The following is a 17,275-nucleotide window of genomic DNA, read 5'->3' as shown; positions in this document are numbered from 1 at the left end:
GTACCCGGCGTTCATGAGGTTGTGGCGACGGCACGAGGGACGCGAGCCGACGCAGGCGCAACGGCTGTTCCGTGGTTTGTTGCGCGAATGGTTGTGGGTGGGCCTGTTGTTGCTGCCGCTGACCGCCGTGCTTTCCTTGAGCCAGAACCTGGCATTCAGTCATTTTCTCTACGACCGGTTGAGTCGTCTGAGTCCCTTGCCGGTCGATCCACGGATCTTGCTGGTCACTATCGATGACCGCAGTCTTGAGGCCCTGGGGCGCTGGCCCTGGCCGCGCAGTGTGCATGCCGAGCTGCTCGAGCGCTTGAGCGCGGCGCAGCCCCGGGGTGTCCTGTTTGATGTGATTTTCAGCGAACCGGAGGCGGCTGGTAGTGGTGACGAGCGCCTGGCCCAGGCGCTGTGTCGTGCCGGCAATGTGGTCCTACCGCTGTTGCGCGAAGGTGTGCCGCGATTTGCCACGGCGCTGGCGGAAATCGAACCGATCGAGCCGTTGCGGCGCTGCGCCAGGGCGGTCGGCCATATCAATGTCGAAGCGGATAACGACGGCGTGGTGCGTGGGGTGTACCTGCGCGAAGGTCCGGTCCGCCAACCCCGTGAGCAGTTGGCCTGGCTGGCCTATCAGATGGCGCTGCCAGTGGCTGAGCGGCCACCGATGCCAGGGACTGCGGACATCTCCGAACAGCATGGCTGGCAGCGCCAGAGCGCCATCCTGGTGCCCTTTATCGCCGGCGGCTTTCCCAGTGTTCCCTACATCAGCGTGCTGCGTGGTGAGGTGCCGGCCGAGCTGCTGCGTGATCGGTTGATCCTGGTCGGCGCCACCGCCCCGGGCCTGGGGGATCGGTATGTCACGCCGGTGTCCGAGCAGGCTGGCACCACCGCAGGAGTGGAGATCCAGGCGAACCTGCTCAACGGCCTGTTGCAGCAGCGCAGCATTGTCGCGTTGGCGCCACTGTCGGGCATGTTGTTGTCGGTGTTGGCCGTGGCACTCCTGCTGGGCGGGCTGCTGGTGCGTGCGCGTTATGCGTTGTGGCTGACGCTCGGAAGCATGGCGGCGGTGCTGCTGGCGGCCTGGGGACTGCTGCGGTTCGGCCTGTGGTGGTCGCCGGCCGCCAGCCTCAGCGGTTTTCTGCTGGCCTACCTGATCTGGAACTGGCGGCGCCTGAGTGCGGTGCTGGCCTACTTCGGCTGGGAATTGGCCCGTCTGAACGACGAGCCCAAGGTGTTGCCCGAACGCCGCCGCCCCCTGGTGCCCAAGGGCGATGTATTGCAAGGCCGCATCGCGGCGTTGGAACAGGCCCTCGGGCGCACCCGCGATACACGGCGATTCATGGCCGATGGCCTGGAATGCCTGCCCGTCGCCACGCTGATCACCGACACCCGGGGCCAGGTGCTGCTCGCCAACCGCAGCGCGCGCGAGTTGCTGGGGCCTGCGCTGGTGGGCGAGGACTGGCTCGAATGTCTGGCGGGCCTTGGCTTTCCTGGCATGGACGGGCCAGCACGACCGGCCTTGACCGAACTGCTGAGCCAGGAGTTTCGCGATAGCCGCCAACGCGCCCTGCACCTGAACCTGGCACCGCTGCGCTCGACGGAAGATGAAGTCGCCGTCGGCTGGCTGTTCAGCCTGGCGGACCTGAGCCTGGCGCGCGAGGCCGAGCAGCAAAGGGCGACCTTGTTGCGCTTTCTGTCCCATGACCTGCGGGCGCCGCATTCGGCGATCCTGGCGTTGCTGGAAGTGCAGCGCGCGGAGCACGACGATGCGCCGCTCTATCGCCAGATCGAACAGCAGGTCCGCCGGGCCCTGGGCCTGACCGAGGCCTTCGTGCAACTGGCCAAGGCCGAGTCGGAGGCCTACACCTTCGAGCCGGTGCTGTTCGCCATGCTGGTGCTGGATGCCTTCGATCAGGTGGCGCCCTTGGCCCAGCTCAAGGGCATCGAGCTGCGCCATCGACTTGACGAGGTCGATGAAGGCCTGGTGTGGGCCGATGCTTCGCTGCTGACCCGGGCGCTGTTCAACCTGCTGGAAAACGCCATCAAATACAGCCCTTCCGGCACCTGCGTCAGCCTCGACGTGAAGGTGGCGGATAACCAGTTGAGCTGCAGCATTCGCGATCAGGGGCGGGGTATCGGCGTGGAGGAATTGCCACAGCTCTTCGACCCCTACAAACGCTTCGCCTCCTCCGCCAGCACCGAAGGGCTGGGCTTGGGGCTGTCGATGGTCAAGGCGGTGATCGACCGGCATGACGGGCGTATTCACTGTGCCAGCGCCGAAGGCCAGGGCACGACGTTCACCCTGTGCCTGCCTCTCTGGCAGGACTGACCGCGCAGTGCTCCAGTCTTTTTCACGAGCACTGACTGAATAAATATTGAGCTTTGTTTTTTGGTCTACCCTTCGAGAACGACAGGCGGACGACGCGCTCGACCGCTGTCGCTAGGCTCCGCCTTGTGCGTCTGGACCCGGCAGGAGCATTGGTCTCCGGCTGTCTCTCAGGAAATGAACGATATGCCGCGTAATGCTCTTTGCTGCCAGGACGGCAGGTTGCGCCCGTTGTTGGGAATGGCTTTGTGCAGCCAATTGCTCTGGCCCCTCAACGTCTGGGCCGACGCGTCCTACGACCAACTGATCCGGCAGGCCCGCGACGGCAGTTACACCCCGGCGCTGGTGCTCTTGCGTCAACTGCCCGCCCCGCAGCAGTCCGCGGGCCAGATCAGCGATCACCTGCAGATCGCCAGTTGGGCCGGGCTGGATGCCGAAGTGATCAATGTCTATGAAACCCAGGGTGCCCGGCGGGTCTTGCCGACCCAGGCCCTGACCGCTGTCGCCCGCGCCTATCGCAACCTGAAACGCTGGGATGATGCCGAACGCCTGTATCGCCAGGCCCTGGAGCGCGAACCGCAGAATGCCGACCTGCAATTGGGCCTGGCGATTACCGAGGCCGATGGTGGAGACCCGCAGGACGCGGTGCGCCGGGCGCGCGAACAAGTCGCCAGACAACCCAATGACCCGGCCCGGCGCATGGCCCTGGGGTATGCGCTGACCCGTTCGGGCGCTAACAGTGATGCCTTGTTCGAGTACGACCAGGCTTTTTTCCGGGCTTCGGATAAACCCGAGGTGATCCGTGAATACCTGTTCGCCCTGGAGCGCGCGCGCCTGCCGGAACCCGCCTTGCGCCTGGCCCAGCGGCATCCCGGGCTGATCGACGCGGCCGCGACCCGGCGCCTCGAAGGCGAGCTGGCGGCCGAGCGGGTACGCCTGGCCGAGCTGCCGACCCGCACCGAGCAGGAACGTTTTGTCGTCGCCGATCGTGCCTTGGCCGACTACGACCGCTTGCTCGCGGCCTGGTCCGCGGACCCGCAGGCCCATGACGACGTGGTGCACTGGCGTATCGACCGCCTGGGCGCGCTCAAGGCCCGCTCGCGCAACGCCGAAGTATTGAGCGAGGCGCAAAAACTGACCGATGAAGGGGTGACGATCCCGCCCTATGCCCAGCGCTGGATTGCCTCGGCCTACCTCGCGGTGCGCGAGCCGGAGAAGGCCGTGGCGTTGTATCGGCAGATTCTCTCGGCGCCGAGCGCGGACCCCATCGACCAGGCGGGCGATACCTCGGCGCTGGTCTATGCCCTGATGGAAAGCGACCAGCCGGAAGAGGCCCGCGCATTGGCGGACGCGCTGGCGCTCACCGTACCGCCACGGTTGCCGCTCAAGGGTGACCCGGGCGGCGTGCCCAACGATGCCTGGCTGGACGCCCAGCAATTGTCGGCCCAGATGGCGATGGACAATGGCGACCAGGCCGGCGCCGAACAACGACTGGAGGCCCTGGTCGCACAGGCGCCGGGCAACGTCGGCTTGCGCCTGGCCCAGGCCGATATGTACCTGTCCCGCGATTGGCCGCGCAGTGCCGAGGCCTTGAACAAGGAAACCGAAAGCGCGGCGCCGCGCAGCCTGGGCCTGGAAGTTGCCCAGGCCAATACCGCCCTGGCGTTGCAGGAGTGGCGCCAGCTCGACGTGCTCACCGATGACGTGGCCGAACGTTTTCCGGAGAGTGCGCAGGTCCAGAGCCTGGAGCGTGAGCGCGCTGTCCACGACATGGCCGAGTTGCGGGTCGAGGCCTACACCGGCAAGAGCTTCGGCGGTGGCGCGGGCGGTGCCGGCGCGGTCACCGGCAGCCGCGACTACGGCATTGAAAGCACGCTCTACAGCCCGCCGATCAACGACGACTGGCGGCTGTTCACCGGCGCCGGCTACGCCTTCGGCCGTTTCCCCGAAGGGGATGCCCAGCGGCGTTGGCAGCGGGTGGGTATCGAAGACCGGACCCGTGACATGACCCTGCAAGCCGAGGTCTCCAACCAGTCCTTCGGTTATGGCGACAAGCTTGGCGCGCGCGTGTCGGGCGCCTTCGATATCGACGATCACTGGCAATACGGCGGGAGCCTCGAACGCCTGTCGGCATCGACGCCGCTGCGCGCCCTGAAAAACGATATCACCGCCAATTCGGCGAACGCCTTCCTGCGTTGGCGCGCCGACGAAAATCGCGAATGGCGGCTGGCGGTCACGCCCTCGCATTTCAGCGATGGCAACAACCGCACCGAAGCCCTGCTGACCGGGCGCGAGGGCATCTACACCAACTCCCATCTGCAAGTGGACCTGGGGCTGGAGGTCAGCGCCAGTCACAACAGCAAGAACGAAGACCCGCCGTACTTCAATCCCAAGTCCGACTTCAGCGTGTTGCCGACGCTGACCGTCAACCAGGTCCTCTATCGCCGTTATGCCACCCAGTGGAACCAGCTGTTCCAGGTCGGCGCCGGGACCTACAGCCAGCGTGACTATTCGACGGGCGCGGTCGCCCTGCTGAGCTACGGCCAGCGGGTCAGCTGGAACGATGTGCTGGAAGCCGGGGCCAACCTGAGCTGGATCAGTCGGCCCTATGACGGTGACCGTGAACGCGACGTGCGGCTGACCGTCGATCTGACCTACCGCTTCTAGAAGGGGATGATGATGCCTTGGATCACGCGTTGCATCCTGTTGCTGGGAGCCTTGCTGATCGGCGCCTGTGCCCAGAAGCCGGTCGAGTTTGTCGCGCCCGCGCAACGGGCCGTGCCGATCAATGAAGCACCCTGGCCGAAGAATCACTTTCTCAGCCTGACCTACCATGACATCGAGGACCGCGACCCGGACCAGGCGGTGGTTGCCGTGCGCACCGAACGCTTGCTCGAACAGCTCGCGTGGCTCCGGGAAAACGGCTATCGGCCGGTGACCGTGGACCAGATCCTGGCGGCGCGCAATGGCGGTCCGGAGTTGCCGCCGAGGGCGATCCTGCTGACCTTCGATGACGGTTACGCGAGTTTCTACACCCGCGTGATGCCGTTGCTCAGGAGCTATCAATGGCCGGCCTTGCTGGCCCCGGTCGGCGTCTGGATCGATACCCCGGCGAACAAACCGGTGGATTTTGCCGGTGACATGCGCCCGCGTTCCGAATTCCTGACCTGGGCGCAGATCAAGGAAGTGGCCGCCTCCGGACTGGTGGAAATCGTCGCCCACACCGACGCCAGCCACCAGGGTGTGCTGGCCAATCCCCAGGGCAACCTGCAACCGGCGGCGGCGACCCGGCGCTACGATGCGAGCACCGGCCGCTATGAAAGCGAGGCTGATTTCGAGGCCCGCCTGCGTGCGGATGTGATTGCCATCTCGAGCAAGATCCGCGCGGCCACCGGCTACTCGCCGCGGGTCTGGGTCTGGCCCTACGGCACCGCCGATGGCACCGCGTTGAAGGTGATCGAGAGCCAGGGCTACAAACTGGCGCTGACCCTGGATGACGGCATCGACAGTCTCGACCAACTGATGAACAGCCCGCGCATGCTGGTGTCGGCGGACCCGGACGGCAGTCACTACGCCGGCAGCATTGTCTCGGTGCAGAACCGCGCGGCGATGCGGATGGTGCAGGTCGACCTGGATAACGTCTACGATCCGAACCCGGTCCAGCAGGAAGCCAACCTCGGCAAGCTGGTCCAGCGTATCGCCGACCTGGGCGCCAATACCGTGTTCCTGCAAGCGTTCGCCGATCCGGCGGGAGACGGCCTGGTGCACTCGCTGTACTTCCCCAACCGGCATCTGCCGATGCGCGCCGACCTGTTTGACCGTGCCGCCTGGCAGTTGCGCACCCGCGCCCACGTCAAGGTCTACGCCTGGATGCCGGTGCTGAGTTTTGCCCTGGATGAAAAACTGCCCCGGGTGACGCGTTGGGACCCGGTCAGCGGACAGGCCTCGGTCGACCCGAAACAGTACACGCGCCTGTCGCCGTTCGACCCGAACGTGCGGCGGGTCATTGGCGAGATCTACGAAGACCTGGCCCGGCTGACCTCGGTCGACGGCATTCTCTATCACGACGATGCCGTGCTGTCCGACTTCGAGGACGCCAGCCCGCAGGCGCTGCGCACCTACGCTGCCAACGGCCTGCCGGGCAGCATCAGCGCCCTGCGTGGTGACCCGGCGACGCTGCAACGCTGGACGCGCTTCAAGAGCCGTTACCTGATCGATTTCACCCAGGAGCTGACTGCCAAGGTCCGCGCCATTCGTGGCCCGCAAGTGAAGACCGCGCGCAACCTGTTCGTGGAGCCGGTGATCAATCCGCAAAGCGAAGCCTGGTTCGCCCAGAACCTCGATGACTTCCTCGCCAGCTACGACTGGACCGCGCCCATGGCCATGCCGCTGATGGAAGGGCAGAGCGAGAGGCAGGCGGATGAGTGGCTGCAGGCGCTGGTCGGCCAGGTCAGGCAGCGCCCCGGCGCGCTGGATCGCACGGTGTTCGAGTTGCAGGCCCGGGACTGGCGACAGAAACCGGCGACGGACCTCGACGGCACGCAACTGGCGGGCTGGATGGGGCTGCTCAAGCGCCAGGGTGCCAGCAGTTTCGGTTATTACCCGGATAACTTCCTGGACAACCGCCCGGCCGTGCAGGCCGTGCGCCCGGCTTTTTCCAACCAGTGGAATCCCTAGATCATGATGGATCGAATCCTGGCACTGACCGTCCTGGCACTCGTCCTGGGGGTTCCCCTGGGCGTGATTTTCCTGGTGACCGGGCAATTCCTGATGGACTTCGTGTTTTTCTACCCGTTGTTCATGTCGGGGTTGTGGATGGCCGGCGGCCTGTACTTCTGGCTGCACTGGGAACGCCGCTGGCCCTGGGAAGCCGATACCCTGCCGCCGGCGCTGGCGGGCGAGCCGCTGATCTCGATCCTGATCCCTTGCTTCAACGAAGGGGAGAATGTCGCCGATACCCTCGAGGCCGCCTTGGCCCAGCATTACCCGAACATCGAAGTGATCGCCATCAACGATGGTTCCAGCGACAACACCGGCCAGTTGCTCGACAGCCTGGCGCTGCTCGACCCGCGCTTGCGGGTGATCCATCTGGCGCAGAACCAGGGCAAGGCGGTGGCCCTGCGCATGGGCGCCGTGGCGGCCCGCAGCGAGTACCTGGTGTGCATCGACGGTGACGCCTTGCTGGCACCGCACACGGCGGCCTACCTGGTGGCGCCGCTGTTGCAGAACGTGCGCCTCGGCGCCGTCACCGGCAATCCGCGGATCCGCACCCGCTCGACCCTGGTCGGGCGGGTCCAGGTCGGCGAATTTTCCTCGATCATCGGTTTGATCAAGCGCACGCAGCGGGTCTTCGGGCGGATTTTCACCATCTCCGGGGTGATCTGCGCCTTCCGCCGTACGGCGCTGGACCGTGTGGGCTACTGGAGCACGGACATGATCACCGAGGACATCGATATCAGCTGGAAGCTGCAACTGGATCACTGGAGCATCTTCTACGAGCCGCGGGCTCTCTGCTGGATCCTGATGCCGGAGACCCTGCGCGGGCTTTGGCGGCAGCGGCTGCGCTGGGCCCGGGGCGGCGCGGAGGTGCTGTTCAAGAACATCCGGGGCATCTGGCAGTGGAACCATCGTTACCTGTGGCCACTGTTGTTCGAGTACTGCCTGTCGACCGGCTGGGCCTTCACCCTGCTGTTGTCGATTGTCTTCTACTGCATGGGGCTGTTTATCGACATGCCGGCCTCGATTGTCGTGCACCGCATCGTGCCGCCGGCCTTTACCGGGTTGCTGCTGGCAACGGTCTGCCTGGGACAGTTCGCGGTCAGCGTGCTGATCGACCGCCGCTACGAAAAAGACCTGTGGAAAATCATGTTCTGGGTGGTCTGGTACCCACTGGTGTTCTGGTTCATCAGCTTCTTCACCACCCTGGTCAGCTTTCCCCAGGTGTTGTTCCGCCAGAGCGGCAAGCGGGCGCGCTGGGTCAGTCCGGACCGGGGGATCAAGCCCGTCGATGACGGCAAGCAGAAGGTGCGTTCATGAAAATCATCAGAACCCGCCAGCGGCCGTTCATGGTGCTGGTGGATGTGGTCCTGACCGCGCTGGCCTGGGCCGGCCTGTGGTACCTGCTGATCCAGGGCTTGATGCCGTTGTTCGACGGGCACACGGGGCCGCGGATCGATATCTCGTTCTTCGACGCCCTCAATACCCTGGAGGTTTATCTGTGGGTCGGCTTGTTGAATGCGGCGGTATTGATTGCCTGGGCGCGTTATCAGCAGCGCAAGAGCCGTGGCTACACCCGCCGCCGTTTGCCCGCGCCGGTGGTCGGGGATGAGGGCTTGAGTCGCAGCTTCAAGCTCAGCGAGGACAACTTCGCGCGGATGCGCCAGTCGGCGACGATGATCGTGCACAACGATGAGCATGGCGGGGTACTTGAAGTGATTACCCCTCTGTATCGCGTCGAGCCGCAGGAGCCGCCGCTGGCCGCGCCCCAGGTGATCCAGTTGCCCTCGGAGGATGACGGCAGCCGCCCGTCTCTGTAGCGCTGGTCCGCGCCTTAACTATCTAGTGCACGGCTACGCCGTACGGCGCTCTACGCTTTTCCCTTTTTCCATGGAACAAGGGAAATCCTATGAAAACCTCCGTAGCGGAGCCTCCCAGGGCGGCCGTTGAGTCGGCAGCGGTTTTACCCGACCCCCGTGGCGCCGCCCTGGAGCGCCTCGCTGAAAAACTCTTCGAGCGTATCGCGAGCGCGGAGCGTCCCAGCCTGTTGCTCAACCGGCTCCAGGCGGCGCTGGTGCGTGGGCTCGATAGCCAGCACCAACTCAAGAAGCTCTTTGCGCGAGCACCACGGATTGGTGGGCTGCTCAAGCAGATCTTGACCGAGGCCTTCGGGCACGATCCAGACAAGCTGTTGTTCACCCCGCCGTTGCGTTCCGACGACGGGCAAACGGCGCGGACCCTGGCGCAGGTGGCCATGTCGCTGTTGCGCAATCCGTTCCTGTCCCTGGCGCCGGGTCACACCGTGCGTCTGAGTCTGGCTGACGAACCGCAGCAGCTCCTGGCGCTGGACCCGGAGCAGGTGCTGACTCGCCTGAAGAGTCTGGGGCTGCCTTACCGACTCGACACGGCCCTGCGCGGCTATTGGCATCAGCCGGCTTGCGATAGTCCTCTCTCAAGGCGCGAGCGCCTGGTCGAGTTGCACAAGCTGCAGTTTCACGACAAGGCCCTGTTGGCCTATGGCACCGACGATTTGTCCGCTACCGCGTTCAGCATGCTGATGGGCCTGCTGGATGCGCCGACCCCCGAAGCGCGGGCGCTGGCTGGCGGCCGCTGGGGGCGGCTCACGGTGTCGGAACTGGTCTGGCCGGGAAAGAACTCGGCGACGGTAGCCTTGAGCGGCGCTTTGCACCTGCAGGGTCCCGGTGGCGTTGAGCGGGGACGGCAGGTGATTTTCGTGCCTGGGGTGGCCGAGGAATTTTTCGAGTTTGACAGCTACGTCGAAATGCAACGCCGGCTCCCGGAGCTGTTCAACGCACCGGGCAATTATCGGCCCTGGCAGTTGCTGGCGCTGCAAGACCGCGATCGGCTGTTTACCCAGCCGGGTAGTTCGGCCCTGGCGTACCGCTTCCATGGGGGGGCCGCACTCACCGGCGATGCCCTGGCCCACAGTGCGCTGAGCTGGCTGGATACCCAGTTGACCAACGAGTGGGCCGCCGCGTTGTTGCTCAACACGGCGTACATGCTGCCGGAGGGGGTGGTCGATGCCGGGCGCCTGACGCCGCTGCAGGCGGTGGAAGCCATGCAGGAATCGCGGGCTGCGCTGACTGGCTTGCCGCCCCTGAGGACGATGCTCGCGCAGCGGCTTCGCAGTGACGAACGTCGCCGGATACTGGAAATCAGCTTTGGCAGCCTGGCCGCTGATCTTCCCGTGCGCTTGCGCCAGAGCAAGATTCGGCAGCAGGAGCGGGGTCTCCTCGAGCTGATCGATGAACAGGAGCCTGGGCGCGACACTCCTGCCTACCGTGACTTGCTGGCGCGCCACAATCTTTGGCGACAACAGCGGGTTGATGTCCAGGACCTGCTCAAGGACCGGGAGCGATACGCCCAGGCCGAATTCTGGAGCACCCCGGATCGGCTGCAGAGCGATCTTTCAGACAAGTTGCTCAGGGGGCGCTGCCAGGGGCTTTTGCACGAGGCGAAGATGCAGCATCAGCTCGGGCTGATCGATCAGGAGGAACTGGCGCGGGTGCTTGATGTGCTGCCACAGGCTTTGGCGGACGTGCGTGTGGCCAGTGAGACCGAGGTCGCCGCGATCAGCCTGGGGCCGGCGGACTCTGGGTGGTCGCTGACGGGCGGCTGCGTCATCAGCACCCGCGGCGCGCTGGCCGATCCGCGTTCGGGCGTAGCGGCGCTGCTGTTTGTGCCGGGACGGCTGGGCGGGCTGCAACGCTTCATGACCCTCGACAGTCTTTCGCAACAGCTGGACGTCAGCCTGCGCAGCCCGGAGTGTGAAGGCCTCTGGCCGTTGATTGCCCGGGACCGGCGTGGCGAGGCGCGTCGCTGGGTACGGGGGCTGGCTGATGGGGCGCGGGTTCCCATCCACTATCAAGCAATTGAAGGGGACGCCCTGCAACAGGGACTCCAGCAGCAGATCCAGGAACATCTGCGGGTCTGCCGGCGGGTCGAGGGCGGTTTGCGGCCGTTCTCGGAAATCGGCGACGCCCGCAGTTCCCTGCAACTGCTGGCCCATGAGCTGGAGGAGAACCTCGGCGTTCCGGGGCACGATGCCCGGGAGCGAGCGCTGGACAACATTGCGCTGCTGCAGCTCGGTGCGGTGCAGGCACAAGGTCTTCCCGACTGGCTGTCCACGGCGGCCCGCGCGGTCCGCCAACAGTACGCGCGACTGCTGGCCCGCTATCAGAGAAGCATCCATGCCCTGGAACTCAAGCTGGAGCGCCAGCTACCGGACCTGGATGACTTTGCCCGGGAGAGCCTTATCAAACGGCTCAAGCAGGATGGTTTTGACCCGGAGCTGGATATCGACAAGCCGTTGTTCGATCTTCCCGACAGTGTCGAGCGGGTGTGGGTCGGGCACCCTGAACGCATGGTGGGTGAGTCGGGCCCGAAGACGGTGGTCAGCGAGGGGCGCACGACCTACAGCCTCTTGCGCCTGGCCCTGGAAAACCTCGACCCGCAAGCGCCCGGGACCAAACGTCGGTTGCAGCATGGACGAATACTGGATCGCACCTGGCAACAGCGACTGACGCCGGATTATCTGATGGCGACGATTTCGGCACTCGATCTTGGCGGCCACTACGACACCCTGATCCAGCGGGCTTTTTACGGCGTCGATGATCCCGGGCTCGAACCGCTACGGGCGTTCGATCAGGCGCTGTTGTACCGGCTGGTCAGGCAACGGGCCCGAATGGAGTTGTTCAGTGCCCGACAACAGGGACTCAGCGGCTGGGCCGCCGAGGTTTTCGAGAGGGCCTTGAGTGCGGAGTGTGCCGCCGACCTGCGCAGCGAGCACCTTGAGCTCGAACTGCACTTTGTCACTTTCGCCGGCCGGGCGTTTGCCCGGGCCCGGCATGTGGGCAATGCCGTGGCTATCCACGACAAGGTTTGCGGACGAACGCTTATCTATTTGCCCGGCGCTCCCCATGAGCAGGTGCTGACCGAGCACAGTGACCTGGCGACGGCGCAGCGGGCGCTGGTCAATGTCGGCCGGGCACCGCAGCGGGTGGCGGACATTGTGCAAAGACTGGCGCCTGGCTGGGAGGCGGAAGCCATCGAGGGCTATCCCGCCGAGCAAGACCCGCAGGCGTCGGGCTCAAGGCCCCCGGAGCCTGCGCGCGATGATCGACTGCCAATTGACCTGGCGTCTGTGGGAAGCGATCCGATTTCCGCGATCAGATCCACTTCGCTGTTGGCGGCCGTAAACAGCTGGTGGACGAGCGAGCCGGAGCAACCCGTGCCGGATCATGTGGCGCTGGAAAAGGAGGTCAGGCGCGAGATCGCGGAAAACCCCCAACACTGGTTGCGGCTCAGGAAAACCCAGCGCTGGGACCTGTCGCGGCTGCTGGCGCATGCCTTTGTCCTGCGGGCGCAGCAACGGGCCCGGACGGTATCGAACTCGGGCCGGCAATTGTCGCAGTTGCGCGAGTTGCGTGAAGACGAGCAGCGTTCGGCCTACTGGCTCAGGGTGTTGTCGGTGGTGCCCATCGTCAGTATTGGGGTCAATGCCCGGGAGACGGCAGTGGCCCTGCGCCGGTTTCACCGCAGCGGTGATCCGCGCGATGCCTTGGAACTCTTCAAGGCGGCGCATATGACGCTGGTCGATGCCGTGCTGACCTTCTACCCGCTGGGCAAGGGCGCCGGTGCGGTCTCCCGGCCGCTACGGGCTGGTCAGCGGGGCTGGTCGCGCGTGGCCTTGCGGACCCTCGATCGTCGACAGAGCTTGTCTCATAACGGCGCGATGGCCCTGAAAACAAAGGTTGCGCCAAAACCCAAGCCCCTGCTTCCCGGGTATGAAGCGAAGATTACCCCTGACGATGCGGTGGCCCTGCACGGTCCGGCCAATGCCGGTAGCTACGCAAAAAACGGTGTGCAGTTCATCACCGACGGCAGCACCCGTTACGAGGTCTACCGGCCGAAGGGCGAGAGTGCCTTGCGCTTGAAGAAAACCGCCGCGCAGGACAATGAGCTGATTCTGTATATCCACGAGCCGGGCGAATACCTGTTGCGTGCCGATGCGCCCGAGCCGCAGCCGGGTCCCAGTCGCGCGATGTGGCAACCCTGGACGCGGCCTGCGTTGCCGGAGTCCGCCGGTCCGCCCGTGCTGCAACTGGAATGGATGACCCGGAGGCCGGCCTTGTTGCCCGTGGATTGGAAGACCCGGGGATTGGTCCTGGAAAGCGAACAGGTCGTGGAGCTGTCGGCGATCCGGGGGCTGTATGCGAGGCGGGGGGCTGAACACGTTCGGCTGCTGAAGATCGATGAGCGCTATTTCGAACTGCTTCCCGATGGTTCCGGGATTCACTCCGATATCGTCTTTCTGAAACGTTCCGTGCCGTTGTCCGGCCATGCCGAGGCCGACTTCAATTTTTGGTGGACGCACCTGGACGAACAGCCGGTACCGGCTACTTTTGATCCGCGCAGCCAGAGCTGGACAGTGCGTTCCCTCTTGTTCGACGAGCCTCTGGAGCAGTCCCTGGCGCAACCCCTGGCGGGCATGACGCCAGTGAGCCTGCGGAAGACGGCCCGTCGGCTGATCGAGCGAACCGATATGGAGTATTCGTCGGCCACGGCGACCCGGATGGTCGCGCTCAAACGCACGCAGGAAGCCTGGAGCTCGCGGGGCGTGCGCATGGATGTGCTGCTGCGCGAGCTCGATGCCCGGCCCCTGGGACAGACTTACCTGCGCATCGGTGGTGCGGCCGATACAGCGGGCTTTTCCCGGTTGGACTTTGATCCGCCCCAGGCCGTTAATCCTCGGCTTTTCGACGCCAGGGGGGCGGCCCGTATTGCCGAGTTGGCCTCGAACAGCGAGAACGCCGTGATCGATATCTTGCGTCGTCATGGTTTTGTCGTGACCGAGATCCCGAAATCCCAGTCCTTCAATACGGTCAACCTGTTCTGTACCCACCCTGGCTCGGAACATTTGTACTACATCATGCTCAAATGGACCGACAAGCGCTCGATACCCATGACCCGCTACCAAGGGGGCCCACGGCAGTTGACGGATGGCTGGTTCAACCGGCATTTCGACCTGAGGCCACTGGGTCAGCGTGCGCTGCTCAAACCGGTCAAGGAGGCCATGGAGCAGGGGCGCCTGGTGAAGCTGATCGCGGGGTTGCAGCGGTCGGCGGAAACCGGGCAGGTCACGGTGTATTTTACCCGGGTGGTCTAGGGTGTTCAGAGGGCTGCGGCCATGGTTGTTGCCGGGAGGGCTTTAGCCTTTATAATCGTCTTTAACACGGCCCCTCTCGGTTGATGCGCTTCGGTGCTGAGACTGCTCAGGGGGGGTATTGCCTGGATTTTTTTGCTTACCGGCATGCCGCTGCCAGCAGTGGTCGACCCCCATACCCTCCAGGTTAAGTTCGAGGTGGGACAAGCTCGGGAAGTCATTTGACGGCCATTTGACTGAGGCGCCCAGAGTCGCCGAGGAAAGCCTTAAAACCCAGTAGATTCAGGGATCTGGGAAAAATCGCTCATTTGACTGGAAGATATGTCTTTAGACGAACTGCCCGCAGGGGTAGGCCTGCGGCAGGCTATCAGTAAGGTTTGATTTCCGACTGTGCTTCGGCGCGATCTCGGAGGGCCTGATTAGTGGCTGCCTCGGTCAGACCCGGACCTGAAAACAAAAATGCCCCGGATCAACGATCCGGGGCATTTTATTTGCAGATGGTGCACCAGGCGGGATTCGAACCCACGACCCCTGCCTTCGGAGGGCAGTACTCTATCCAGCTGAGCTACTGGTGCTTATGCGGGCGACATCATACCCATGTCGGCTCGGGGCGTCCATTCAGGTTTTGTCGGGAAATTCTCTTCTTCGGTTTTCAGCGCTCATGGCCCCGGCCCGCCTCGGCTTGAGCAGTCCGTCCGGCAATCATTGACGCCCTCCGGATCGAGGATCACCCTCAGGCGGCGCTGGTTTTGCGTGCCGATCCGGCGCCCGCTCGCGGTTTCACCCCTGAGCCCGGCACGTACTCGTACTGACAAAGGAAGTTAAGGTATGGCTACCGTCAACGATCAAATCACCGATGCCGTGACCCAGAGCAACGTCAAGGTGGTGGGCGAAGCGCCCGCCATGGCAATGGGCACTATTTATCAAAGCCTGGCGCACTCCACGGGCATCCTGTTCGAAAACGCCGTTGCGGATCAGCAACAGCAGAACACCGAAACCCAGGCCGCCACCAATCAGGGCGTGATGCAGATCTACAACGTGGATACCACCGCCGCTGCGGGCGCCACCGAGAAGATTGCCCAGGCCGGTGTCTCGGACAATCTCACCAGCCTGCTGACGGTACTGAGCACATTCAAACCTTGAGCCGATGGCCGCTCACCGCGCCTTCGCGATTTCCAGGGATGTCGCGAAGGCGCGAGCTTCACGTTGATCAGAAAAACCCAGCAAAAGCGCCATTTTCGTTCTTTTTTTCGAACAGACTATTGTCCTTTACCCCCATTGATCCTAGGATTCGTTTGAGATTTCAAACGCTCTTGTCTGGGTGCTGAACCGCACAGCAATCTCATGTGCGCTATTTATGTGCTTCGGCCCGGTGAATGAATTTCCTGACGGCAGCCTCCAAGGCGCCTTTCTACAATCAATAATTCGCTGCGCATCAGCGCGGTGCTGTTAAGGAAAGCCTACATGCAGCTCAAAGACACCCAGTTGTTCCGCCAGCAAGCCTATATCGACGGGGCTTGGGTCGACGCGGACAATGGTCAGACGATCAAGGTCAACAACCCGGCCACGGGCGAAATCCTGGGTACTGTGCCAAAGATGGGCGCTGCCGAAACCCGTCGCGCCATCGAGGCCGCTGACAAGGCCCTGCCCGCCTGGCGTGCCCTGACCGCCAAAGAGCGTGCGAACAAACTGCGTCGCTGGTACGAGCTGATCATCGAGAACCAGGACGACCTGGCCCGCCTGATGACCCTCGAACAAGGCAAGCCATTGGCCGAAGCCAAGGGCGAAATCGTCTACGCCGCTTCCTTCATCGAATGGTTCGCCGAAGAAGCCAAGCGTATCTACGGTGATGTGATTCCGGGCCACCAGCCGGACAAGCGCCTGATCGTGATCAAGCAGCCGATCGGTGTCACCGCCGCCATCACCCCGTGGAACTTCCCGGCCGCGATGATCACCCGTAAAGCCGGCCCGGCCCTGGCCGCCGGTTGCACCATGGTGCTCAAGCCCGCTTCGCAAACGCCGTTCTCGGCCTTCGCCCTGGCCGAACTGGCCCAGCGTGCCGGTATCCCGAAAGGCGTGTTCAGCGTGGTCTCCGGCAGCGCCGGCGATATCGGCAGCGAGCTGACCAGCAACCCGATCGTGCGCAAACTGTCCTTCACCGGCTCGACCGAGATCGGTCGCCAGCTGATGGCCGAATGCGCCAAGGACATCAAGAAGGTTTCCCTGGAACTGGGCGGCAATGCGCCGTTCATCGTGTTCGACGACGCGGACCTGGATAAGGCCGTCGAAGGCGCGATCATTTCCAAATACCGCAACAACGGCCAGACCTGCGTCTGCGCCAACCGCCTGTACATCCAGGATTCGGTCTACGACGCGTTCGCCGAGAAGCTGAAAGTGGCGGTCGCCAAGCTCAAGATCGGCAACGGTCTGGACGAAGGCACCACCACCGGCCCGCTGATCGACGAGAAGGCCGTGGCGAAGGTCCAGGAACACATCGCCGACGCCCTGAGCAAAGGCGCGACCCTGCTGGCTGGCGGCAAGTCCATCGAAGGCAATTTCTTCGAGCCGACCATCCTGGTCAACGTCTCCAAGGACGCCGCCGTGGCCAAGGAAGAAACCTTCGGTCCATTGGCGCCGCTGTTCCGCTTCAAGGACGAAGCCGAAGTGATCGCGATGTCCAACGACACCGAGTTCGGCCTGGCTTCGTACTTCTACGCCCGTGACCTGGGCCGTGTGTTCCGTGTGGCCGAGGCCCTGGAATACGGCATGGTCGGTGTCAACACCGGGCTGATCTCCAACGAAGTCGCGCCGTTCGGCGGCATCAAGGCCTCGGGCCTGGGCCGTGAAGGTTCCAAGTACGGCATCGAAGACTACCTGGAAATCAAATATCTCTGCCTGGGCATCTAACCCGGTCAGGTGGTTCAGCGAGAGGGGCACGAGAGCGCTGCCCCTGTCGCGTTTCAAACGACACTTCAATGTGGCCGGAACGCTGTACCAGTCGATCATCGTATGCTGGTGCAGTGCCTCCCCGCCGCGTCATCCTTGAACCACGCCGCCCG

The 17,275-nt window shown here is 64.1% G+C and carries 8 protein-coding genes and 1 tRNA gene; 8 read left to right on the top strand and 1 reads right to left on the bottom strand.

Annotation, left to right across the window (positions count from 1 at the left end; genetic code table 11):
- The first annotated feature begins 13 nt into the window (after nucleotides 1–13).
- From CWE01_RS22015 to CWE01_RS21990, 6 genes are all read left to right on the top strand, one after another.
- Nucleotides 14–2,317 carry a CHASE2 domain-containing protein gene (locus CWE01_RS22015; protein WP_100942653.1) on the top strand — a complete coding sequence of 768 codons (2,304 nt, stop codon included), beginning with the start codon at nucleotides 14–16 and terminating at the stop codon, nucleotides 2,315–2,317.
- Between the two features lie 183 nt (nucleotides 2,318–2,500).
- Nucleotides 2,501–4,981 (top strand): poly-beta-1,6 N-acetyl-D-glucosamine export porin PgaA, encoded by a 2,481-nt coding sequence (gene pgaA, locus CWE01_RS22010; protein WP_100942697.1) that lies wholly within the window; start codon nucleotides 2,501–2,503, stop codon nucleotides 4,979–4,981.
- A gap of 12 nt (nucleotides 4,982–4,993) precedes the next feature.
- On the top strand, nucleotides 4,994–6,991 hold the full coding sequence (pgaB, locus tag CWE01_RS22005; protein WP_100942696.1) for a poly-beta-1,6-N-acetyl-D-glucosamine N-deacetylase PgaB: 1,998 nt from the start codon (nucleotides 4,994–4,996) through the stop codon (nucleotides 6,989–6,991).
- A gap of 3 nt (nucleotides 6,992–6,994) precedes the next feature.
- On the top strand, nucleotides 6,995–8,350 hold the full coding sequence (gene pgaC, locus CWE01_RS22000) for a poly-beta-1,6-N-acetyl-D-glucosamine synthase (RefSeq protein WP_100942652.1): 1,356 nt from the start codon (nucleotides 6,995–6,997) through the stop codon (nucleotides 8,348–8,350).
- Complete coding sequence (gene pgaD, locus CWE01_RS21995; RefSeq protein ID WP_100942651.1) at nucleotides 8,347–8,850, top strand: poly-beta-1,6-N-acetyl-D-glucosamine biosynthesis protein PgaD; 504 nt, start codon at nucleotides 8,347–8,349, stop codon at nucleotides 8,848–8,850. Before pgaC ends, pgaD begins: the two co-directional genes overlap by 4 nt.
- An 89-nt stretch (nucleotides 8,851–8,939) precedes the next feature.
- Complete coding sequence (locus CWE01_RS21990; RefSeq protein WP_100942650.1) at nucleotides 8,940–14,219, top strand: dermonecrotic toxin domain-containing protein; 5,280 nt, start codon at nucleotides 8,940–8,942, stop codon at nucleotides 14,217–14,219.
- Between the two features lie 495 nt (nucleotides 14,220–14,714).
- Here the strand turns inward: CWE01_RS21990 and CWE01_RS21985 are convergent.
- Nucleotides 14,715–14,791 (bottom strand) — tRNA-Arg (locus CWE01_RS21985).
- Between the two features lie 253 nt (nucleotides 14,792–15,044).
- On the opposite strand from CWE01_RS21985, the gene CWE01_RS21980 reads away from it, so the two are divergent.
- A complete protein-coding gene (locus tag CWE01_RS21980; RefSeq protein WP_100942649.1) occupies nucleotides 15,045–15,359 on the top strand; it encodes a RebB family R body protein in 315 nt (104 codons plus the stop codon).
- 321 nt (nucleotides 15,360–15,680) lie between these two features.
- A complete protein-coding gene (gabD, locus tag CWE01_RS21975) occupies nucleotides 15,681–17,123 on the top strand; it encodes an NADP-dependent succinate-semialdehyde dehydrogenase (protein WP_100942648.1) in 1,443 nt (480 codons plus the stop codon).
- The last annotated feature ends 152 nt before the right edge of the window (nucleotides 17,124–17,275 follow it).

Source organism: Pseudomonas sp. QS1027 (assembly GCF_002814235.1).
Classification (GTDB): Bacteria; Pseudomonadota; Gammaproteobacteria; order Pseudomonadales; family Pseudomonadaceae; genus Aquipseudomonas.
Note: the sequence above shows the minus strand (reverse complement) of the source record. Positions and strands in the feature narration are given on the sequence as shown.